The following is a 21535-nucleotide window of genomic DNA, read 5'->3' as shown; positions in this document are numbered from 1 at the left end:
GGGCGGGGACGGACCGGGGCCGGGCCGGGGGAGCGGTGGCGCGGGGGCGGTGCCGGTCCGTTGTCGGTGGCGCCTCGTAGACTTGTCGTCGTGAGCGAGCGCCCCCAGAACGACGATCCCGACCCGACTCCCGACCCGGCCGACGCCTTCGACGAGATGGTCGACGCCGAGACGCAACGCGACCCCGATCTCGCGGTGATCGAAGCCGGTAGCCGGACCCTGCGCGCGCAGGCCGGACCGCCGCAGGGGGACCAGGTCCCCGCCCGCCCCGCCGACCCCGAGGTCGACCGCGCGCTGCGGGCCGTCGAGGAGGAGCTGGGCGGCCGCTGGGGCGAGACCAGGCTCGACCCGTCGATCGACCGCATCGCCGCGCTGATGGACGTCCTGGGCTCGCCGCAGCGCGCCTACCCGTCCATCCACATCACCGGCACGAACGGCAAGACCAGCACGGCCCGCATGATCGAGGCGCTGCTCGGCGCCTTCGAGCTGCGCACCGGCCGCTACACCAGCCCCCACGTCCAGTCCGTCACCGAGCGGATCAGCCTCGACGGCAGCCCCATCTCCGCCGAGCGCTTCATCGAGACCTACCGCGACATCGCGCCGTACGTCGAGATGGTCGACGCACAGCAGGAGCACCGCCTGTCGTTCTTCGAGGTGCTCACCGCGATGGCGTACGCCGCGTTCGCCGACGCCCCGGTGGACGTCGCGGTCGTCGAGGTCGGCATGGGCGGCACCTGGGACGCGACCAACGTCATCGACGGCGACGTCGCCGTGATCACCCCGATCTCGCTGGACCACACCGACCGGCTGGGCGAGACGCCCGAGCAGATCGCCGGGGAGAAGTCCGGGGTCATCAAGAAGGACGCCACCGTCGTCCTCGCCCAGCAGCCGGTGGACGCCGCCTCGGTGATGCTCAAGCGCGCCGTCGAGGTGGACGCCACGGTCGCCCGCGAGGGCATGGAGTTCGGGGTGCTCACCCGCGAGGTGGCGGTCGGCGGCCAGATGGTGACCCTGCGGGGCCTGGGCGGCGAGTACCCGGAGATCTTCCTCCCGCTGCACGGCGCCCACCAGGCGCACAACGCCGCGGTCGCGCTCGCCGCCGTCGAGGCGTTCTTCGGCGTCGGCGCGGGCCACGCCCGCACCCTCGACATCGACACCATCCGCTCGGCGTTCGCCGCGGTCAGCTCGCCCGGCCGGATGGAGGTGGTCCGGCGCAGCCCCACGGTGGTGCTGGACGCCGCGCACAATCCGGGCGGCGCGCATGCCGCGGCCGAGACGGTCACCGAGGCGTTCGGTTTCAGCCGGCTGATCGGGGTCGTCGGCGCCAGCGCCGACAAGGACGTCCGGGGCGTCCTGGAGGCGTTCGAGCCGATCTTCGCCGAGGTCGTGGTGACGCGTAATTCCAGCCAGCGGGCGATGGATCCGGACGAGCTGGCCGCGATCGCCGTGGAGGTCTTCGGGGCCGAGCGGGTCCAGGTCGAGCCGCGGCTGGACGACGCGCTGGAGGCGGCGATCACCCTCGCCGAGGAAGAGGGCGAGTTCTCCGGAGCCGGGGTCCTGGTGACCGGCTCGGTGATCACGGTCGGCGAGGCCCGGCTGCTCCTGGGAAGGAACTGACCATGCGCACGCTGTGTGCCAGCACCCTGATAGGCGAGTTCTTCGTGATCGGCTTCGCCGGTCTGGTCGCGATGCAGGTCACCGACCTCTCGCGGGCCACCATCTGGATCGTCAGCGGCATCGCGATGCTGCTGAGCCTGCTGTTGTGCGGGATGCTCTCCCGCCCCGGCGGGGTCCAGTTGGGCTGGGCGCTGCAGATCGCACTGATCGCCAGCGGCCTGGTCGTTCCGACGATGTACTTCCTCGGCGCGGTCTTCGGCGCCCTGTGGTGGGCCTCGGTCCACTTCGGGCGCAAGGTCGACGAGGCGAAGGCCCGCTTCGCGGCGGAGGCGGAGCCGGCCGCGGCCGGCTGAGCCCCCGCCGCCGGCGGCCCCGGCGCGGGATCGTGGGTGGGCGGGTGAAAGGCGGGGGCGCGGTGCCGGTAGCCTCAAGGCACCGCTGACCCGTCGTTCAGATACCAGGGAGTCCCTTCGTGAGCCAGCGCACCCTCGTCCTCCTCAAGCCCGATGCCGTCAAGCGCGGTCTGATCGGCGAGATCATCCGCCGCATCGAGCGCAAGGCCAACTGGACGATCACCGCGCTGGAGCTGCGCACCCTGGACCGCGAGGTGCTGGAGCAGCACTACGCCGAGCACGTCGGCAAGCCGTTCTACGAGCCGCTGGTGGAGTTCATGTCCTCCGGACCGGTCGTCTCGCTGGTCGTCGAGGGCGAGCGGGTCATCGAGGGCGTCCGCGCGCTGGCCGGTCCGACTGACCCGATTGCCGCACCGAGTGGGTCCATTCGTGGGGACTTCGGAACGATCACCCGAGAAAATCTCATCCACGCCTCGGATTCCGAAGAGTCCGCCGAGCGCGAGATCAAGATTTTCTTCCCGGGCATTTCCTGATCCGAAGTTAACTGCCAACCCCCTTGTGACCAGGGGCGACCGATGAAATCATCGGTCGCCCCTCGGTGTATTCGCCGCGAGCGGGGGAACGCGTTCCCGCGACACGACGTCACCATTAAGGGGGGCGGGTGCGTGTACGGCTGACAATGGCGGAACGGCCTCCCGCCGTGTTCGTGTGGGAACACAACGAACTACGATGGAGGCTTCCGCGCCTCACAGCGCATCACCTCCTGCCGACCTCAAAGTAAGCATTCGCTCCAGTTGGGAAGGCCAGACGTATCCTCATGGGGAACAACATGTCGTTCATCGGCCGTGACATGGCTGTCGACCTCGGGACCGCCAACACGCTGGTGTACGTCAGGGGCCGCGGCATCGTCCTCAACGAACCGTCGGTCGTGGCCATCAACACCAACACCGGCGGCATCCTGGCCGTCGGCGCCGAGGCGAAGAAGATGATCGGCCGGACCCCCGGCAACATCGTCGCGGTGCGGCCCCTGAAGGACGGCGTGATCGCCGACTTCGAGATCACCGAGCGGATGCTCCGCTACTTCATCCTCAAGATCCACAAGCGGCGCTACCTGGCCCGCCCGCGGGTCGTGGTCTGCGTTCCCTCCGGCATCACGGGAGTTGAGCGCCGCGCGGTCATCGAGGCGTCCACCCAGGCCGGCGCCCGCCAGGTGCACATCATCGAGGAGCCGATGGCCGCCGCCATCGGTTCGGGCCTGCCGGTCCACGAGGCCACCGGCAACATGGTGGTGGACATCGGCGGCGGCACCACCGAGGTCGCGGTCATCTCGCTCGGCGGGATCGTCACCGCCCAGTCCATCCGGGTCGCCGGCGACGAGTTGGACAACGCGATCATCCAGCACATCAAGAAGGAGTACAGCCTCCTGCTGGGCGAGCGCACCGCCGAGTCCATCAAGATCACCATCGGTTCGGCGTACGACCTCGAACAGGACGAGCACACCGAGATCCGCGGTCGCGACCTGGTCTCCGGCCTGCCCAAGACCGTCGTCATCTCGGCCGCCGAGGTCCGCAAGGCCATTGAGGAGCCGGTCAACTCCATCGTCGACGCGGTCAAGACGACCCTCGACAAGTGCCCGCCGGAGTTGTCCGGTGACGTGATGGACCGCGGCATCGTTCTCACCGGTGGCGGCGCCCTGCTGCGCGGCCTCGACGAGCGGTTGCGCCGCGAGACCGGTATGCCCATCCACATCGCCGAGGACCCGCTCGACTCCGTCGCGCTCGGTTCCGGCAAGTGCGTCGAGGAGTTCGAGGCGCTCCAGCAGGTCCTGGATTCCCAGCCGCGCCGCTGACCTTCGGGTCCCGACCCGTCGCGCGGGCGTCACACGGCGTTCGCGCGGGTCGGGCACCCTGGACAAGCAGCCGATCCGTCCGCCGGATCGCTGACCCATACCGCAACGTTCCCACAGACACGGTGCATTGACGTTCCACCACCGCGCCGTCACAGCAAGGCACAACGCTCAACCCCCGAACGAGACCGGCGGGGCCCGCAGCCGGCCGGTCCTACGAGGAAGGACACGGCCGCCGCACGTGAGGGACACACGAGAGAGCCGGCTGTTGCTGGTGCTGCTGATCGCGATCGCGTTCGCGTTGATCACGGTCGATATCCGCGGCGGTGAACAGTCCCCGCTCGACGGTGCCCGGCAAGCCGCCGCCTCCGCCTTCGGCCCGGTGGAACGCGGCGTGGCCCGCGTCGTCAACCCGGTCGGCAACGCCGTCAGCGCCGTCCGGGACTCCGATCAGCGCCACAGCCGCATCCGCGAGTTGGAGCACGAGAACGCCGCCCTGAAGCTCAAGCTCGGCACCCCCGACCGCACCCGCAACCGCGCCGCCGAGCTCGACAAGATCCTCAAGACCGCGGCCACCGGCCAGTACGCGATCAAGGGCGCCGAGGTCATCGCGATCGGGTCCGCGCAGGGCTTCTCCTGGACCGTCACCGTCGACGCCGGCAGCCGCGACGGCATCGCCCGCGACATGACCGTCCTCAACGGCGACGGGCTGGTCGGCCGGATCACCACCGTCACCCCGCACACCTCCACCGTGCTGCTCGCCGCCGACCCGGAGTTCACGGTCGGCACCCGGATGGAGAAGACCAACGAGATCGGCTTCGCCAACGGCCAGGGCGTCCGCTCGCTCCGAGTCCAGCTGCTCAACGGCCGCGCCGACGTCAAGAAGGGCGACCGGCTCGTCACCTTCGGCTCCAGCAAGGACAAGCCGTTCGTGCCGGGCGTCCCGGTCGGCACGGTGGTCAAGGTCGAGCCGCTCAACGGCGACCTGACCCGTTCCCTCCAGGTCCGGCCGTTCGTTTCCTTCTCGTCGCTCGACGTCGTCGGCATCGTCGTCCAGCCGCCCCGCAAGGACCCGCGGGACACCGTGCTGCCGCCCCCGGTCAAGCCCCGGCCGACGCCGACGGTCACCGTGACGGCCACCCCCTCCGCGAGCGCTTCACCCAGGAGCTGACCGATGCGCATCAACCGGATCCTGCTCGCCACCCCGCTGGTGGTGGTCGCCCTGATCATCCAGGTCAGCATCCTCGCCAGACTCCAACTCCCGGGCGCCGTACCGGACCTGCTGATGCTGGTCGTGGTGGGCCTGGCCCTGGTCTACGGCCACGTCGGCGGCTCGCTCATCGGCTTCGGCGCGGGGCTGCTCGCCGATCTCGCCCCGCCCGCCGACCACGCCATCGGCCGCTACGCCCTGGTGCTGTGCGTCATCGGCTACGTCGCTGGCCTGACCAAGCCGGACAACGGCCAGCACCGCTCGGCGACCCTGCCGCTGGTGGTCGTCATCGGCGCCGCCATCGGCTCGACCCTGATGTACGCGGGGGTCGGCTCGTTGGTCGGTGACACCGCGGCCCGGCACGTCGGCCTGGTGGGGCTGCTGCTCAGCGCCACCCTCTACGACCTGCTGCTGGCCCCGTTCGCCGTGCCGCTGGTGATGGCGCTGGCGCGCAGAACCGAACACGATCCGCTGGCCACCGACGCCGCCGGTGGCGGCGGGATGGCCGGCCGCCAGCCGGCGTACGGCTGGCTGGCCACCGGCACCGGCCTCAAGGCCAGCCGCAACGCGATGAAGGCGATCCGTACCGGCCGGGTGCCCAAACCGGCCCGGGGCGGACGCGCCAAGGGGGTCAAGGGCATCAAGGGGGTCAAGCGCCTGTGAGCAACATTCCCGAGACGGGGAAGACTTCCCGGGTCACCATCCGGCTGATCGCGATTCAGATCCTGGTCTTCTCCCTGCTGGCGACGCTCGGCGGTCGGCTCTGGTACCTCCAGATCCGCAACGGCCAGGAGTACGCCGCCAAGGCCCGGTCCAACCACGTCCAGCAGGTCATCGACCCCGCCACCCGCGGCTCGATCCTCGACGCGCGCGGGGTGCCGCTGGCCGACAACCAGACCCGGCTGGTGGTCTCCGCCAGCCGCACCGACCTGCTGAAGATGAAGGACGACGGCAAGGCGGTGCTCGCCCGGCTCGCCAAGGTGCTCGGCATGCCGACCCAGGAGATCCGCAACAAGGTCCGGCTCTGCGACGCCAAGACCCCGCAGCCCTGCTGGAACGGTTCGCCCTACCAGCCGATCCCGATCACCGACAAGGCCACCACCCAGCAGGCCCTGCAGATCCGCGAGCGTTCCGAGGACTTCCCCGGCATCAGCGCCCAGCCCACCGCCGTCCGCCGCTACCCCGCCCTCGGCAAGGCCAACACCGCCCAGGTCCTCGGCTACCTCTCGCCGGTCACCGACGAGGAGATCAAGAAGGCCAAGGACGGCCCGTCGCCGCTGCTGCGCTCCGACCAGATCGGCCGCTCGGGGCTGGAGCGGCAGTACGACGACTTCCTGCGCGGCAAGGCCGCCGTCACCCGCTACGAGGTCGACAACCTCGGTCGGGTCATCGGCCAGGCCAAGAGCGACAAGGGCCAGGCCGGCTCGACCCTGGTCACCAGCATCGACGCCCGCGTCCAGGCCATAGCGGAGAAGCAGCTCGACCAGGCCATGAAGGACGCCCGCACCCAGATGGACCGGAACACCGGCACCAACTACAAGGCCGACTCGGGCGCCGTCGTCGTCATGGAGGCGAAGACCGGCCGGGTGGTGGCGATGGCCTCCAACCCGACCTACGACCCCAACGCCTGGGTCGGCGGGATCTCCGGCAAGGACTACGCCAAGCTCACCGGCAAGGACTCCAACTACCCGCTGCTCAACCGCGCCATCCAGGGGCAGGCCGCGCCCGGCTCGATCTTCAAGGTCATCTCGACCTCGGCCGCGGTCAACGCCGGCTACCCCTTCGACGGCCACTACCCCTGCACCAGCTCGTACAGCATCGGCGGCCAGGTCTTCCGGAACTTCGAGGGCGAATCGCAGGGCGACATCAGCCTCGGCCGGGCGCTGGAGGTCTCCTGCGACACCGTCTTCTACCGGCTCGGGCACGACGAGTGGAAGAAGGACGGCGGCGACAAGCCGGTCCAGAGCCCCAAGGACTGGTTCTACAAGACCGCCCACCAGTTCGGTCTCGGCAAGGAGACCGGCATCGACCTGCCCAACGAGGTCACCGGCCGGGTCCCCGACCGCCAGTGGAAGAACGCCTTCTGGAAGGCGAACAAGGACAGTTGGTGCGCCCACCCCAAGGACGCCAACGACTACGTCTCCAAGCTCGCGCGGGAGAACTGCCTCGAAGGCATGAAGCTGCACGCCTACGACTCCATCAACTACGCGATCGGCCAGGGCGACACCCTCGTCACCCCGATCCAGATGGCGACGATCTACGCGGCGCTCTCCAACGGCGGCACCCTCTACAACCCCAGCGTCGGCAAGGCCGTCGTCAGCCCCAACGGCGACAAGGTGCAGATGATCGCGCCCAAGTCGCACGGGCACCTGCCGGACACCCCGCAGACGATCCAGCAGATCGACGCGGCCCTCCAGGGCGTCACCGAGCGGGGCACCGCCGCCTGGCGCTTCCAGGGCTGGCCGCAGGACAAGATCCCGATGCACGCCAAGACCGGTACCGCCGAGGTCTACGGCAAGCAGACCACCTCGTGGTTCGCGACGTACACCAAGGACTACGCGATCGTGATGACGATCTCCCAGGGTGGTACCGGCTCCGGTGCCTCCGGCCCGGCCGTCCGCAACATCTACAACGCGCTCTACGGCGTCAACGACAAGGGCGAGATCGACGAGAAGGCCGCGCTGCTGCCGAAGCCGGAGGCGAAACTGCCCAAGATCCAGAATGACGGCACCATCATCGCCCCGCCCATCAAGCCGCCGGCCGACCCGTCGCCGTCCCCCTCGGGGAGCCCCCAGCAGTGACCACACCGCCCTTCTCCCGGACCTTCTCCGTCCGCCGCTACGGCCCCGACCTCGGTATCTGGGGCCGGCTGACGGCCCGCGACTCCGTGGTGCGCAAGCTGGACTGGATACTGCTGCTGTCCTGCCTGGTGCTCTCCCTGATGGGTTCGGTGCTGGTCTTCTCCGCCACCCGCAACCGCACCGAACTCAACAAGAACGACGAGTACTTCTTCTTCGTCCACCACCTGCTCAACACCGCCATCGGCGTGGCCCTGGCGGCCGGCACCATCTGGCTCGGCCACCGCACCCTGCGCGGTGCGGTCCCGATCCTGTTCGGCATCTCGGTGGTGCTGGCGGTGCTGGTGCTGACGCCGCTGGGCGCCACGATCAACGGTTCGCGCTCCTGGCTGGCGATCCCCGGCGGCTTCTCCCTCCAGCCCGCCGAATTCACCAAGATCACCATCACGCTGGGGATGGCGATGATCCTGGCGGCCCGGGTCGACGCCGGTGACCGCCCGCACCCCGACCACCGCACGGTCTTCCAGGCCCTGGGGCTGGCCGCGGTGCCGGTCGCCGTGATCCTGCTGATGCCCGACCTCGGCTCGGTGATGGTGCTCGGCGCCATCATCCTGGGCGTGCTGCTGTCCAGCGGCTGCTCCAACCGCTGGATCCTGGGCCTGCTGGGCACCGGCGTCGTCGGCTGCCTCGCCATCTGGCAGCTCGGGCTGCTGGACGCCTACCAGATCGCCCGGTTCGCCGCGTTCGCCAACCCGAGCCTGGACCCGGCCGGCGTCGGCTACAACACCAACCAGGCCCGGATCGCCATCGGCGGCGGCGGACTGACCGGCTCCGGCCTCTTCCACGGCAGCCAGACCACCGGCCAGTTCGTCCCCGAGCAGCAGACCGACTTCATCTTCACGGTCGCCGGCGAGGAGTTGGGCTTCCTGGGCGCGGGCCTGATCATCTTCCTGCTCGGCGTGGTGCTGTGGCGGGCCTGCCGGATCGCCCGCGAGACCGGTGAGCTCTACGGCACGATCGTGGCCGCCGGCATCATCGCGTGGTTCGCCTTCCAGGCGTTCGAGAACATCGGGATGACCCTGGGCATCATGCCCGTCACCGGTCTGCCGCTGCCGTTCGTCTCGTACGGCGGCACCTCGATGTTCGCGGTGTGGATCGCCATCGGACTGCTCCAGTCGATCCGCGTCCAGCGCCCGGTCTCCGCCTCCCGCTGACCCCGCACCCGTGCGGGGTCAGCGCCCGGTGTGCAGCTCGAACCACAGGGACGTGGTGTGCGGCGGCCCCTCGAACGGGGTCGTCCCCCAGTCGTCGGCGAGCCGGCTGATCAGCAGCAGTCCGTGCGCCGGGTCCCGGTCGCCGGGCCCCCGGGCCGGGCCGGGGACGAACTGGGCGCCCTCGTCGTGCACGCTGATCCGCAGCCCGTGCGCCGCGGTCACCACCCGCAGCAGGATGTCCGCCGAGCCCGGCGTGCGCAGATGGGCCCGGGTGACCGCCTCCGAGGTCAGCAGCACGGCGGTGTCGCGCAGGGCGGCGAGCGGGCCGCGCCGCAGCACCGCCCGCACGAAGTCCCGCGCGGTCTTGGGGGCGGTGGGGCGGCTCGGCGCCGTGAGCACGTACGGGCGGGCGCCCGACGCGACGCGGAGCGGGCTCCGGGCGAGGGCTGCGGTATCGGGGTGCACGGTTTCTCCCGGTGTCGATCGAGCGCTGGGCGCGACGCCGCACACGCAGCGTCGCGCTACGTGCGCGGACTGTCACACACGGTAAGGCACCGCGAGTCGGCGGTGCCACCCGTTCCGGGCGCGGACCGGTGCCGGCGGGCTGGTCGACCTCGTTGCGGCTGACTAGATTCGATGCATGGCGGACGCCGTGCGGGAGATCGAGCGGAAATACGAGGCGGACGGTCGGGGATCCGCCCTCGGCGCCGCCCCGGACCGCCTGCCCGACCTGACCCGCGCCGACCGCGTCGCGGCCGTGGTGGAACGCGCCCCCGAGACCCTGGACGCCCACTACTACGACACCGCCGACCAACGCCTGGCCGCCGACCGCCTCACCCTGCGACGGCGCACCGGCGGCCCCGACGCGGGCTGGCACCTCAAGCTCCCGGTCACGCTCCCCGGCGTCACCGGCTCGGTCCGCGACGAGATCCGCGCCCCGCTCGCCGACGCCCCGCCGCCCGAACTGACCGCGCTGGCCCGCTCCCGCACCCGCGACGCCCCACTGGTCCCCCTCGTGCGCCTGCGGACCCGCCGCACGGTCCACGAGCTCCACGACGCCGCCGGTGCGCTGCTGGCCGAGGTCGCGGTGGACGACGTCGAGTCATGGCGGCTGCACCCCGAAGGTGCGCCGGGGCCGGCCCGCTGGCGGGAGATCGAGGTCGAGCTGGCGCCCGGCGTCGGCGCCGGCCAGGAACTGCTGGACGCGGTCGAGGAGGTGCTGACCGGGGCCGGGGCGCGGCCCGCCGCGGCACCGTCCAAACTGGCCCGCGCCCTGGCCGAGACCGCCCCGCACCGCCCGGCCGAGGACGCCGCCGCCCAGCCCGCCCCCGCGGGCGCCGACCACGCCGACGGGCGCCGCGGTCGCACCGCCGGCGACGTCGTGCTCTGCTACGTCCGCGCCCAGGTGCGGGCCATCGTCGAACTGGACCCGGCCGCCCGCCGCGACCTGCCCGACGCGGTGCACCAGATGCGCGTCGCCACCCGCCGCCTGCGCAGTGCCTTCCGCTCGTACGGCGCGGTCCTGGACCGGGCCGCGACCGACCCGCTCGGCGCCGAACTCAAGTGGCTGGCAGCGGAGTTGGGGCTCGGGCGGGACCAGGAAGTGCTCGCCGAGCGACTCACCGCCGCACTGGCGGAGGTGCCCCGAGAACTACGGCTGGGACCGGTGTCGGCCCGGCTGCGCACCTGGTCGGTCCGGCGCCGCGCCGGGGCCCAAGACCGCCTGCTCGCCGCCCTCGACGGCCCCCGCTACCTCGCCCTCCTGGAGGGCCTGCACGCCCTGCTCGGCGCCCCGCCGCTGCGCGGCCCCGCCGCCCGCCCTGCCCCCCGGGTCGTCGCCGGCGCCGTCCTCAAGGACTACCGGCGGCTGGCCCGCCGCGTCGAGGCCGCCCTCGACGCCCCCGCCGGTCCGGCCCGCGACGAGGCGCTGCACCGCGCCCGCAAGGCCGCCAAGCGCACCCGGTACGCGGCGGAGGCGGCCGGCCCGGCGCTCGGCCGCCCCGCCCGGAAGTTCACCCGGCGCACCAAGGAGGTCCAGCAGCTGCTCGGCGACCACCAGGACAGCGTGGTCGCCCGCGCCGCCCTGCGGGAACTGGCCACCCAGGCCCGCCGGGCCGGTGAGAGCGGATTCACCTTCGGCCTGCTCTACGGCCGCGAGGAGGCCCGGGCGGCCCGTGACGAACGGGAACTGCCGGCCCTGTGGACCGAGGTCTCCCGGCGCAAACACCGCGCCGCGCTGCGGGTCTGACCGCCGGCCGCGCACCCGCATCCGTCCGTCGGGGGGCGCCAACCGGGTTACGCTTGTGAGTCGCCCCCTGTCAGCCCACGAAGGTTCGAGATGTCCGAGTCGGTTTTCCCGCAGCTCGAAGCTCTGCTCCCCCACGTGCAGAAGCCGATCCAGTACGTCGGCGGCGAGCTGAACTCCACGGTCAAGCCGTGGGAGGCATGTGACGTCCGCTGGGCGCTCATGTACCCCGACGCCTATGAGGTCGGGCTGCCCAACCAGGGCGTCATGATCCTCTACGAGGTGCTCAACGAACAGGAGGGCGTCCTCGCCGAGCGCACCTACAGCGTCTGGCCGGACCTCGAAGCGCTGATGCGCGAGCACGAGGTGCCGCAGTTCACCGTGGACAGCCACCGGCCCGTCGGCGACTTCGACGTCTTCGGCCTGAGCTTCTCCACCGAGCTCGGCTACACCAACATGCTCACCGCCCTGGACCTGGCCGGCATCCCGCTGGAGGCGAAGGACCGCACCGAGGACCACCCGCTGGTCCTGGCCGGCGGGCACGCCGCCTTCAACCCCGAGCCGATCGCCGACTTCCTCGACTGCGCGGTCATCGGCGACGGCGAGCAGGCCGTCCTGGACATCACCCGCATCGTCCGCGAGTGGAAGGCCGAGGGCCGCCCCGGCGGCCGGGAGGAAGTCCTCTTCCGGCTGGCCCGGACCGGCAACGTCTACGTCCCCAAGTTCTACGACGTCGAGTACCTCGCCGACGGCCGCATCGCGCGCGTCGTGCCGAACCGCTCCGGCGTCCCGTGGCGGGTCTCCAAGCACACCGTCATGGACCTCGACGAGTGGCCCTACCCCAAGCAGCCGCTCGTCCCCCTGGCCGAGACCGTCCACGAGCGGATGTCGGTCGAGATCTTCCGTGGCTGCACCCGCGGCTGCCGTTTCTGCCAGGCCGGCATGATCACGCGTCCCGTGCGGGAGCGAAGCATCACCGGTATCGGCGACATGGTGGAGAAGGGCCTGAAGGCCACGGGATTCGAGGAGGTCGGCCTGCTGTCGCTGTCCTCCGCGGACCACACCGAGATCGGCGACGTCGCCAAGGGCCTCGCCGACCGATACGAGGAAGACAAGATCGGGCTGTCGCTCCCGTCGACCCGCGTCGACGCCTTCAACATCGATCTTGCCAACGAGCTGACCCGCAACGGCCGCCGCTCCGGACTGACCTTCGCCCCCGAGGGCGGCAGCGAGCGGATCCGCAAGGTCATCAACAAGATGGTCTCCGAAGAGGACCTGATCCGCACCGTCGCCACCGCCTACGGCAACGGCTGGCGCCAGGTGAAGCTCTACTTCATGTGCGGTCTGCCGACCGAGACCGACGACGACGTGCTGCAGATCGCCGATATGGCGATCAACGTCATCGCCAAGGGCCGCGAGGTCGCCAAGTCCAACGACATCCGCTGCACGGTCTCCATCGGCGGTTTCGTCCCCAAGCCGCACACGCCCTTCCAGTGGGCCCCGCAGCTCTCCGCCGAGGAGACCGACGCCCGGCTCGCCAAGCTCCGCGACAAGATCCGCGGCGACAAGAAGTACGGCCGCTCCATCGGCTTCCGCTACCACGACGGCAAGCCGGGCATCGTCGAGGGCCTGCTCTCCCGCGGTGACCGCCGCATCGGCGCGGTCATCCGCGCGGTCTACGAGGACGGCGGCCGCTTCGACGGCTGGCGCGAGCACTTCTCCTACGACCGCTGGATGGCGTGCGCCGAGAAGACGCTGCCCGACGTCGGCGTGGACGTCGCCTGGTACACCACCCGCGAGCGCGGCTACGAGGAGGTCCTGCCCTGGGACCACCTCGACTCCGGCCTCGACAAGGACTGGCTCTGGGAGGACTGGCAGGACGCCCTCGACGAGACCGAGGTCGAGGACTGCCGCTGGACCCCGTGCTTCGACTGCGGCGTGTGCCCGCAGATGGGCACCGAGATCCAGATCGGCCCCACCGGCAAGAAGCTGCTGCCGCTGACCGTCGTCAAGTGATCCGGCGACGGCCGCGGCCGTCGCCCAGGGCTCCGCGCAATCCGCCGGCCCGGCCCCCGCTTCCGTCGCGGGGCCGGGCCGGCGGCGTACCCACGGGCGGCGCGCCCGCGCAGAATGACGGCCATGTCCCCGAAGTTGAGCGCCCCGACCGTTCGCGTCCACGCCTCCTTCCTCGCCGCCATGGAGGAATTCCGCGCGGAGGGCGTGCACCGCTCCCCGCACTCCGGCCTCGGCCGCGAGCTGCGGACCTGGCACCCCCGCTGGTCGACCGCGGAGGGTTTCGCGACCTACGTCCGGCGGATGGCCGGGGTCGTTGCGGACGAGCGGGTCGACGGCCCGGTCCCGACGTCCACGTTCTGGTGGGTGGACGGCGCCGCCTACCTGGGCCGGATCACCGTCCGGCACCGACTCACCCCGTCCCTGCACGCCTACGGCGGCCACATCGGCTACGCGGTGCGCCCCACCGCCCGCCGCCAGGGGCACGCCACCGCGATGCTGCGCGCCGTGCTGCCCCGCGCCCACCGGCTGGGCATCGACCCGGTGCTGGTGACCTGCGACGACACCAACACCGGCTCGCGCCGGGTGATCGAGGCGTGCGGCGGGGTTTTCGAGGACCGCCGGGCGGAGAAGCTTCGGTACTGGATCTCCGCCTGAGCGCGGTACCCGGGCGGTCGGCGGCCCACTCGTCCGAATGGACTTCGCCGGTCCCGCGGGCCCGCGGGACGGGACCGGTACGCCCCGGCGGGAACCGCCGACGGGCGCGGCACGTACTCTAGGTAAAGACGTCCGGGCACGATGTGTCCCCGCCCACGCGGGGACGGGCCGGACGGGGCGGCACCCGCCGCGCCCTGAAACCAAGGAGAAGTGACACTGGGCAAGCGACAGCCCGAAGGCCCGCCGCCCGCACCGGCGGTGCAGCGCATCCGACTGCGCTACACCAAGCGCGGCCGCCTCCGGTTCACCAGCCACCGCGACTTCCAGCGCGCTTTCGAGCGGGCGCTGCGCCGCGCCGAGGTCCCCATGGCCTATTCGGCGGGCTTCACCCCGCACCCCAAGGTGTCGTACGCCAACGCGGCGCCGACCGGCACCGGCAGCGAGGCCGAGTACCTGGAGATCCAACTCGCCGCGCACCGCGACCCGGAGACGCTGCGCACCCTGCTCGACGCGTCGCTGCCGGACGGCCTCGACGTGACCGACGCCGTGGAGGCGCGCACCAGCGGCCTCGCCGACCGGCTCCAGGCTTCGGTGTGGGAGATCCGGCTCGACGGGGTCGCCCCCGAGGAGGCCGGGCGCGCCGTCGAGGCGTTCCTCGCCGCCGAGGAGGTGCTGGTCGAGCGCCGCACCAAGAACGGCATGCGGAGCTTCGACGCCCGGGGCGCGGTGGCACAGCTGGAGGCCACCTCGATCCACAGCGATAGGCCCGACGGCAATGCCTGTGCGATACTGCGGCTGGTTGTTCGGCATCTGACACCTGCCGTACGACCCGACGACGTCCTGTCCGGCCTCCGGGTTACGGCCGACCTGGCGCCGCCGGTCCCCGCAGCGGTGACCAGGCTGGCGCAGGGGCTGCTCGATGAGGAGACCGGCACGGTGACCGACCCGCTGGCGCCCGACCGCGACGCTGCCACGGCCGCACCATCCACGGCCGACGGACTGAGTACCGCGACGGTGCAGGGCGGGGCCTCCCCGGCCACTTCCGGGGACGGCACTGCGTAGGACGCGTCGTCGCGTCGCCGATCCACCGGGGTGGCCACCCCGGTCCGGCGGACGCACTGACCAGGAGACTTTCGCCGGTCCGGTCCACGGACCCGGCGAGCGAGACGACAGCTCCCGTGCGGCGCCCGCGCCCCGGACTGCGGAACCGCGCCCAGCGCGCGGACCGCGGCCGGAATCAGGCGCGGCGCCCGGGAGCGTGACGGGAGAACCGCCCGCATGCTCGAATCTATTGAGCCCACCGAATCCACGCGGTCCGCGGACCACGAGGTTGACACCGACAACTCGCCCAGCGACACGCTGCCGCCGCGCCGCCGGCGCCGGGTGGCGTCCCGCCCGGCCGGCCCCCCCGCCGGCACGGGCGCCCGCACCGCCGTGGTGAGCAACGACCCGCCGGCCACCGGCACCACCCCCGCCGCGGACACCGCGCCCGCTGCCGCGTCGCAGCCCGCCGCCGACGAAGAGCGGCCGGCCCGCCCGCGCCGCCGCGCGACCCGCAAGGTCACCGCCGCGGCCGGCTCCCCGGCCCCCGCCGAGACCGCCGTCGTGCCCGAGCCCGTCGAGGCCCCGGCCGCCGTCGCGGAGGACGAGGCCCGTCCGGCCCGTACCCGTCGTCGGGCGACCCGCAAGGCGACCGCTCCGGCCGGTGCGCCGCAGGTGAGCGCCGAGGAAGCGGCCCCCGCCGCCGAGCCGGCGCCGGCCGCCGCCGCTGCGGAGGCCCCGGCCGCCGTCGCGGAGGACGAGGCCCGTCCGGCCCGCACCCGTCGCCGCGCGACCCGCAAGGCGACCGCCCCGGTCGCCGCGGCGGTCGTCGAGGAGCCCGCCGCCGAGGAGGCGGAAGAAGAAGAGGAAGCCGTCGCGGAGGCCGTCGAGGCCCCGGCCGCCGCCGTCGCGGAGGAGGAGGCGCGTCCGGCGCGCACCCGTCGTCGGGCGACCCGCAAGGCGACCGCTCCGGCCGGTGCGCCGCAGGTGAGCGTCGAGGAAGCGGCCCCCGCCGCCGAGCCGGCGCCGGCCGCCGAGGAGACCGTCGAGGCCGAGGCGCCGCGGCGCCGGTCGCGCCGCCGTACCGAGCGCTCCACCGAGGCGCCGGTCGCCGAGGCGCCCGCGGCCCGTGCCGCGGAGGAGCCGGCGACCGAGGCACCGGCGCGCGGACGCCGCCGGGCGCAGCGCCCGCCGACGGCCGTCTTCCAGGCACCGGTCTTCGCCGAGCCGATGTTCCAGACCCCCGAGAGCGCCGCCGCCGCGCACGCCGCTGCGCGCCAGGAGGAGGTCGAGACGGTCGTGGAGACGCCGGAGGAGGCGCCCGCGCCGTCGCGCCGCCGTCGCCGTCGTCGTGGTGAGCCGGCCGAGGTCGAGGCGGTGACGCCGGCACCGGTCGAGGAGCCCGCCGCCGCGCCCGCCGAGCCCGCGCCCGCCGCCGTCGAGGCCGAGGAGGCCGAGGAGGCCGACGAGGAGCACGTCGAGGCCGGGACCGGCGACGAGGGCGAGCGTCCCTCGCGCCGTCGCCGTCGGGGCGGTCGTCGCCGTCGCCGCGGTGAGGCCGCCGACGGTGCCGAGGAGCCGTTCGCGGAGAGCGGTGCGGCCGAGGACGAGGAGGAGCCGGAGGCCGCCGAGGGCGGGGAAGGCACCGAGGACCACCCGGAGGCCGGGGGCAGCTCCAGCAGCCGTCGCCGCCGTCGTCGTCGCCGGCGCAGCGGGGAGGGCGCGGAGGCCGACGGCTCGCACACCGACGACCCGGAGCGCACGGTCGTCAAGGTCCGCGAGCCCCGCAAGAAGGACGAGGGCACCGGCGCCGACGAGGTCCAGTCCATCAAGGGCTCGACGCGCCTGGAGGCCAAGAAGCAGCGCCGCCGCGAGGGGCGCGAGCAGGGCCGCCGCCGGGTGCCGATCATCACCGAGGCGGAGTTCCTGGCGCGCCGGGAGGCCGTCGAGCGGGTGATGGTGGTCCGCCAGAGCGGCGAGCGCACCCAGATCGGCGTCCTTGAGGACGACGTGCTCGTCGAGCACTTCGTCAACAAGGAGCAGGCCACCTCGTACGTCGGCAACGTCTACCTCGGCAAGGTGCAGAACGTCCTGCCGTCGATGGAGGCCGCCTTCGTCGACATCGGCAAGGGCCGCAACGCCGTGCTGTACGCGGGCGAGGTCAACTTCGAGGCGCTGGGCATGGCCAACGGGCCGCGCCGCATCGAGACCGCGCTGAAGTCCGGCCAGTCCGTCCTGGTCCAGGTCACCAAGGACCCGATCGGCCACAAGGGCGCCCGGCTGACCAGCCAGGTCTCGCTGCCCGGCCGCTACCTGGTCTACGTGCCCGAGGGCTCGATGACCGGCATCAGCCGCAAGCTCCCGGACACCGAGCGGGCCCGGCTGAAGCAGATCCTCAAGAAGATCGTCCCCGAGGACGCGGGTGTCATCGTGCGCACCGCCGCCGAGGGCGCGAGCGAGGACGAGCTGCGCCGCGACGTCGAGCGGCTGCAGGCCCAGTGGGAAGAGATCCAGAAGAAGGCGAAGGCGGCCTCCACCAGCTCGCCGAGCCTGCTGTACGGCGAGCCGGACATGACCGTCCGGGTCGTCCGGGACATCTTCAACGAGGACTTCTCCAAGGTCATCGTCAGTGGTGACGACGCCTGGCAGACCATCCACGGCTACGTCTCGCACGTCGCGCCGGACCTCGTGGACCGGCTGCAGAAGTGGACCTCAGAGGTCGACGTCTTCGCGACGTACCGGATCGACGAGCAGCTGATGAAGGCGTTGGACCGCAAGGTCTGGCTGCCCAGCGGCGGGTCGCTGGTGATCGACAAGACCGAGGCCATGGTCGTGATCGACGTCAACACCGGGAAGTTCACCGGGCAGGGCGGCAACCTCGAGGAGACCGTCACCCGGAACAACCTGGAGGCGGCCGAGGAGATCGTGCGCCAGCTGCGGCTGCGCGACCTGGGCGGCATCGTCGTCATCGACTTCATCGACATGGTCCTGGAGTCCAACCGGGACCTGGTGCTGCGGCGGCTGCTGGAGTGCCTGGGCCGGGACCGCACCAAGCACCAGGTGGCCGAGGTCACCTCGCTCGGCCTGGTCCAGATGACCCGCAAGCGGGTCGGCCAGGGCCTGCTGGAGTCGTTCTCCGAACAGTGCGTGCACTGCAACGGCCGCGGCGTGCTCGTCCACATGGACCAGCCGTCGGCCGGTGGCGGCAAGCGCAAGAAGAAGGGCAAGGCCGGGGCGAACGGTGCCCAGCCGGAGCAGCCCGCCGAGGCCACCACCGAGGGCACGGCGGAGCCGGTGTCCGCGCCGGTGGCCGAGGAGGAGGCGCCGGAGCTGGAGCCGGTCGCGGTGACCGAGGCCCAGCTGCAGCCGTCGGTGGACGGTGCCGACGAGTGGTACAGCAGCCCCGCGGAGGCCGAGGCCGCCGCCACCGGGCGTGCCCGGGGCCGCCGTCGGGTGAGCCGGAAGGTGTCGGCGCCGGCCGGCGCGCCCAAGGCCGCCGCGGAGGCCGCCGCGATCGTGCTGCCGGCCGCCGAGCCGACCGCCCCGGTCGCGGAGCCGGAGCCCGCCGTGGAGCCCGTCGCCGAGGCGGTCGAGGCCGCTCCGGTCGCCGAGCCCGCACCGGCCCGTCCGCGTCGCCGCGCCACCCGTCGGGTGTCCGCTCCGGCGGGCGCGCCGGAGGTCGCCGAGGACGCCGGGACGATCGTCATCAGCGCGCCGGTGACCGAGCCGGCCGCGGAGCCGGTCGCCGAGGCCCCCGAGCAGCCCGCCGAGGTCGTGGAGGGCGCGGAGGCCGTCGAGCCGGCACCCGCGGCCAAGAAGACCGCGAAGAAGGCGGCGGCGAAGAAGACCACCGCCAAGAAGGCGGCCGCGAAGAAGACCACGGCCAAGAAGGCGGCGGCGAAGAAGACCACCGCCAAGAAGACCGCGGTCAAGAAGACCACCGCGAAGAAGACGACGACGAAGAAGACCGCGGCGAAGAAGACCGCGGCCGCTTCGGCGCCGGCCTCCGCGGAGGACTGAGCAGTGTCCGGCCCCGGACCGTCGCGAGGCGGTCCGGGGCCGGTTTGACCCCCTGGTCGAGGCCCCGTAACCTTGACCGTCGGTGTCTGTGTGACACCACCCCTTCTGAGCACACACCTCTCGGCCTCGCCGAGGGAGGCCGCTCGTCCCGCTCGTGGTCCACGGGTTCGGATTCCACGGGACGTCCCTGAGCCCGTGAGAGCGGCTGGCATCAGAGGATCCGTTTCTAAGGAGAGAGAGTTCCGCGTGTACGCGATCGTGCGCACCGGCGGACGCCAGCAGAAGGTTGCTGTTGGCGACGTCATCGAGGTTGACCGCATTTCCACCAGCGAGGTCGGCGAGACCGTCGAGCTCTCCACGCTGCTGGTCGTCGACGGTGACGCCGTCACCAGCGACCCGTGGGTCCTGGCCGGCGTGAAGGTCCAGGCCGAGGTCGTCGACCACCACAAGGGCGACAAGATCCGGATCCAGAAGTACAAGAACAAGACCGGTTACAAGAAGCGGATCGGCCACCGCCAGCTCCACACGGCGCTGAAGATCACCGGCATCGACGCTCCGGCGAAGTAAGGGACTGAGGAGACATGGCACATAAGAAGGGCGCATCGTCCACTCGGAACGGTCGCGATTCCAATGCTCAGCGGCTCGGCGTGAAGCGCTTCGGCGGTCAGGCCGTCCTCGCCGGTGAGATCCTGGTTCGCCAGCGTGGCACCCACTTCCACCCGGGCACGGGCGTCGGTCGCGGTGGCGACGACACCCTGTTCGCCCTGCAGCCCGGCGCGGTGCAGTTCGGCACCTTCCGCGGCCGCAAGGTCGTGAACATCGTCCCGGTCGCCGAGTAATTTCGGCCCGGACGACACACGTCGACAGCACGTCAGGGGCGGACCGCCTCTTCTCGCGCCAAGCGGGAAGAACGGTCCGCCCTTGGCGCGTTATGAACAAGACATTCCCGCTGTACGCGCGGTATTGCCGGGTGTAAGCGGATATTCCGCTCAGAACGCACGACAACCCCGCTGATCTGGAGGCATCCCCACCATGACCACCTTCGTGGACCGCGTCGAGCTGCAGGTCGCCGCGGGTAACGGAGGCCACGGCTGCGCCTCCGTCCATCGGGAGAAGTTCAAGCCGCTCGGCGGCCCCGACGGCGGCAACGGCGGTCGCGGCGGTGACGTGATCCTGGTCGTCGACCAGGACGTCACCACGCTCCTCGACTACCACCACCACCCGCACCGCAAGGCCACCAACGGCCAGCCGGGCGCGGGCGACAACCGCGAGGGCAAGAACGGCAAGGACCTGGTCCTGCCGGTGCCCGACGGCACCGTGGTGCTCGACAAGAACGGCGAGGTGCTGGCCGACCTGGTGGGCCAGGGCACGCAGTTCGTCGCCGGCCAGGGCGGCCGCGGGGGCCTGGGCAACGCCGCGCTGGCCTCGGCCCGCCGCAAGGCGCCGGGCTTCGCGCTGCTCGGCGAGCCCGGCGAGGCCCGCGACATCGTGCTGGAGCTGAAGACCGTCGCGGACGTCGCGCTGGTCGGCTACCCGAGCGCCGGCAAGTCCTCGCTGATCTCGGTGCTGTCGGCCGCCAAGCCGAAGATCGCCGACTACCCGTTCACGACGCTGGTGCCCAACCTCGGCGTGGTGACCGCCGGCTCGACGGTCTACACCATCGCCGACGTCCCCGGCCTGATCCCGGGCGCCAGCCAGGGCAGGGGACTGGGCCTGGAGTTCCTGCGGCACGTCGAGCGCTGCGAGGTGCTGGTGCACGTCCTGGACACCGCCACCCTGGAGTCGGACCGCGACCCGCTCTCCGACCTCGACGTCATCGAGGAGGAGCTGGCCCAGTACGGCGGCCTCGGCGACCGGCCGCGGGTGGTCGTGCTCAACAAGGTCGACATCCCGGACGGCAAGGACCTCGCCGACATGATCCGCCCGGACCTGGAGGAGCGCGGCTACCGCGTCTTCGAGGTCTCCGCGATCGCCCGCCAGGGCCTCAAGGAGCTGTCGTACGCCCTGGCGGACATCGTCGCCACGGCGCGGGCCGCCAAGCCCGCCCAGGAGGCCACCCGCATCGTGATCCGCCCCAAGGCGGTGGACGACGCGGGCTTCACGGTCACCAAGGAGGCCGACGGCCTCTTCCGCGTCCGGGGCGAGAAGCCCGAGCGCTGGGTCCGCCAGACCGACTTCAACAACGACGAGGCCGTCGGCTACCTGGCCGACCGGCTCAACCGCCTGGGCGTGGAGGACGCGCTCCTCAAGGCCGGCGCCCGCGCCATGGACGGCGTGGCGATCGGTTCCGACGAGGACGCCGTGGTCTTCGACTGGGAGCCGTCGATGTCGGCCGGTGCGGAGATGCTCGGCCGCCGCGGTGAGGACCACCGCTTCGAGGCCCCGCGTCCGGCGGCCCAGCGGCGCCGCGACCGCGATGCGGAGCGCGACGAGGCGCAGGGCGAGTACGACGGCTTCTCGCCGTTCTGAGCCGTACCCGCCCGGCCGGACCGGGCGGGTACGCACGCCCGCAGGCCCCGGG

At 72.1% G+C, this 21535-nt stretch carries 17 protein-coding genes; 16 read left to right on the top strand and 1 reads right to left on the bottom strand.

The annotated features are described in order from the left end of the window. The first annotated feature begins 90 nt into the window (after nt 1-90). The 8 genes from folC (at nt 91) to ACLJT4_RS26445 (ending at nt 9038) form a co-directional block, all read left to right on the top strand. Nucleotides 91-1617: a bifunctional tetrahydrofolate synthase/dihydrofolate synthase gene (folC, locus tag ACLJT4_RS26480; protein WP_411125818.1), complete on the top strand. Its 1527-nt coding sequence runs from the start codon at nt 91-93 to the stop codon at nt 1615-1617. Nucleotides 1618-1619: 2 nt separating this feature from the next. Then, a complete protein-coding gene (locus ACLJT4_RS26475; RefSeq protein ID WP_016574393.1) occupies nt 1620-1970 on the top strand; it encodes a DUF4233 domain-containing protein in 351 nt (116 codons plus the stop codon). Nucleotides 1971-2089: 119 nt separating this feature from the next. Beyond that, entirely contained in the window at nt 2090-2503 is a 414-nt protein-coding gene (ndk, locus tag ACLJT4_RS26470) for a nucleoside-diphosphate kinase (RefSeq protein WP_038519470.1), read from the top strand. A gap of 296 nt (nt 2504-2799) precedes the next feature. Next, complete coding sequence (locus tag ACLJT4_RS26465) at nt 2800-3819, top strand: rod shape-determining protein (protein ID WP_003985182.1); 1020 nt, start codon at nt 2800-2802, stop codon at nt 3817-3819. A 238-nt stretch (nt 3820-4057) separates the two neighbouring features. Next, nucleotides 4058-4987 (top strand): rod shape-determining protein MreC, encoded by a 930-nt coding sequence (gene mreC, locus ACLJT4_RS26460; protein ID WP_411125815.1) that lies wholly within the window; start codon nt 4058-4060, stop codon nt 4985-4987. Nucleotides 4988-4990: 3 nt separating this feature from the next. Next, on the top strand, nt 4991-5689 hold the full coding sequence (gene mreD, locus ACLJT4_RS26455; RefSeq protein WP_016574390.1) for a rod shape-determining protein MreD: 699 nt from the start codon (nt 4991-4993) through the stop codon (nt 5687-5689). Beyond that, nucleotides 5686-7827 carry a penicillin-binding protein 2 gene (mrdA, locus tag ACLJT4_RS26450; RefSeq protein ID WP_411125813.1) on the top strand — a complete coding sequence of 714 codons (2142 nt, stop codon included), beginning with the start codon at nt 5686-5688 and terminating at the stop codon, nt 7825-7827. The genes mreD and mrdA overlap by 4 nt, the downstream gene beginning before the upstream one ends. Further along, a complete protein-coding gene (locus tag ACLJT4_RS26445) occupies nt 7824-9038 on the top strand; it encodes an FtsW/RodA/SpoVE family cell cycle protein (protein ID WP_233657725.1) in 1215 nt (404 codons plus the stop codon). The genes mrdA and ACLJT4_RS26445 overlap by 4 nt, the downstream gene beginning before the upstream one ends. 18 nt (nt 9039-9056) lie before the next feature. Here ACLJT4_RS26445 and ACLJT4_RS26440 read toward each other — a convergent pair whose 3' ends face one another. Then, on the bottom strand, nt 9057-9503 hold the full coding sequence (locus tag ACLJT4_RS26440; RefSeq protein ID WP_411125810.1) for an ATP-binding protein: 447 nt from the start codon (nt 9501-9503) through the stop codon (nt 9057-9059). Between the two features lie 175 nt (nt 9504-9678). Between ACLJT4_RS26440 and ACLJT4_RS26435 the strand changes: the two genes are divergently transcribed. The 8 genes from ACLJT4_RS26435 (at nt 9679) to obgE (ending at nt 21483) form a co-directional block, all read left to right on the top strand. Next, a complete protein-coding gene (locus ACLJT4_RS26435) occupies nt 9679-11286 on the top strand; it encodes a CHAD domain-containing protein (protein WP_411125808.1) in 1608 nt (535 codons plus the stop codon). Between the two features lie 90 nt (nt 11287-11376). Further along, nucleotides 11377-13299 (top strand): TIGR03960 family B12-binding radical SAM protein, encoded by a 1923-nt coding sequence (locus ACLJT4_RS26430; protein WP_411125806.1) that lies wholly within the window; start codon nt 11377-11379, stop codon nt 13297-13299. Nucleotides 13300-13422: 123 nt separating this feature from the next. Next, entirely contained in the window at nt 13423-13953 is a 531-nt protein-coding gene (locus ACLJT4_RS26425; RefSeq protein ID WP_411125804.1) for a GNAT family N-acetyltransferase, read from the top strand. Nucleotides 13954-14211: 258 nt separating this feature from the next. Next, nucleotides 14212-15015 (top strand): TIGR03936 family radical SAM-associated protein, encoded by an 804-nt coding sequence (locus tag ACLJT4_RS26420; RefSeq protein WP_037635118.1) that lies wholly within the window; start codon nt 14212-14214, stop codon nt 15013-15015. Between the two features lie 216 nt (nt 15016-15231). Next, nucleotides 15232-19014 (top strand): Rne/Rng family ribonuclease, encoded by a 3783-nt coding sequence (locus ACLJT4_RS26415; RefSeq protein WP_411125802.1) that lies wholly within the window; start codon nt 15232-15234, stop codon nt 19012-19014. A gap of 246 nt (nt 19015-19260) precedes the next feature. Further along, nucleotides 19261-19581 carry a 50S ribosomal protein L21 gene (gene rplU / locus ACLJT4_RS26410; protein ID WP_016574172.1) on the top strand — a complete coding sequence of 107 codons (321 nt, stop codon included), beginning with the start codon at nt 19261-19263 and terminating at the stop codon, nt 19579-19581. A 14-nt stretch (nt 19582-19595) separates the two neighbouring features. Next, on the top strand, nt 19596-19853 hold the full coding sequence (rpmA, locus tag ACLJT4_RS26405) for a 50S ribosomal protein L27 (protein ID WP_016574171.1): 258 nt from the start codon (nt 19596-19598) through the stop codon (nt 19851-19853). A gap of 193 nt (nt 19854-20046) precedes the next feature. Further along, the gene (gene obgE, locus ACLJT4_RS26400; protein WP_411125799.1) at nt 20047-21483 is read left to right on the top strand and encodes a GTPase ObgE; all 1437 of its coding nucleotides are present in this window, start codon (nt 20047-20049) and stop codon (nt 21481-21483) included. The last annotated feature ends 52 nt before the right edge of the window (nt 21484-21535 follow it).

It is taken from the genome of Streptomyces sp. x-19, from assembly GCF_046549115.1.
Classification (GTDB): Bacteria; Actinomycetota; Actinomycetes; order Streptomycetales; family Streptomycetaceae; genus Streptomyces; species Streptomyces albulus_C.
Note: the sequence above shows the minus strand (reverse complement) of the source record. Positions and strands in the feature narration are given on the sequence as shown.

Bases quoted from the DNA above. Each gene is read 5' to 3' on its own strand.
- ACLJT4_RS26475 (WP_016574393.1), top strand. From the start codon at position 1,620: ATGCGCACGCTGTGTGCCAGCACCCTGATAGGCGAGTTCTTCGTGATC.
- ACLJT4_RS26465 (WP_003985182.1), top strand. From the start codon at position 2,800: ATGTCGTTCATCGGCCGTGACATGGCTGTCGACCTCGGGACCGCCAAC.
- mreD (WP_016574390.1), top strand. From the start codon at position 4,991: ATGCGCATCAACCGGATCCTGCTCGCCACCCCGCTGGTGGTGGTCGCC.
- ACLJT4_RS26435 (WP_411125808.1), top strand. From the start codon at position 9,679: ATGGCGGACGCCGTGCGGGAGATCGAGCGGAAATACGAGGCGGACGGT.
- ACLJT4_RS26430 (WP_411125806.1), top strand. From the start codon at position 11,377: ATGTCCGAGTCGGTTTTCCCGCAGCTCGAAGCTCTGCTCCCCCACGTG.
- ACLJT4_RS26425 (WP_411125804.1), top strand. From the start codon at position 13,423: ATGTCCCCGAAGTTGAGCGCCCCGACCGTTCGCGTCCACGCCTCCTTC.
- ACLJT4_RS26415 (WP_411125802.1), top strand. From the start codon at position 15,232: ATGCTCGAATCTATTGAGCCCACCGAATCCACGCGGTCCGCGGACCAC.
- rpmA (WP_016574171.1), top strand. From the start codon at position 19,596: ATGGCACATAAGAAGGGCGCATCGTCCACTCGGAACGGTCGCGATTCC.
- obgE (WP_411125799.1), top strand. From the start codon at position 20,047: ATGACCACCTTCGTGGACCGCGTCGAGCTGCAGGTCGCCGCGGGTAAC.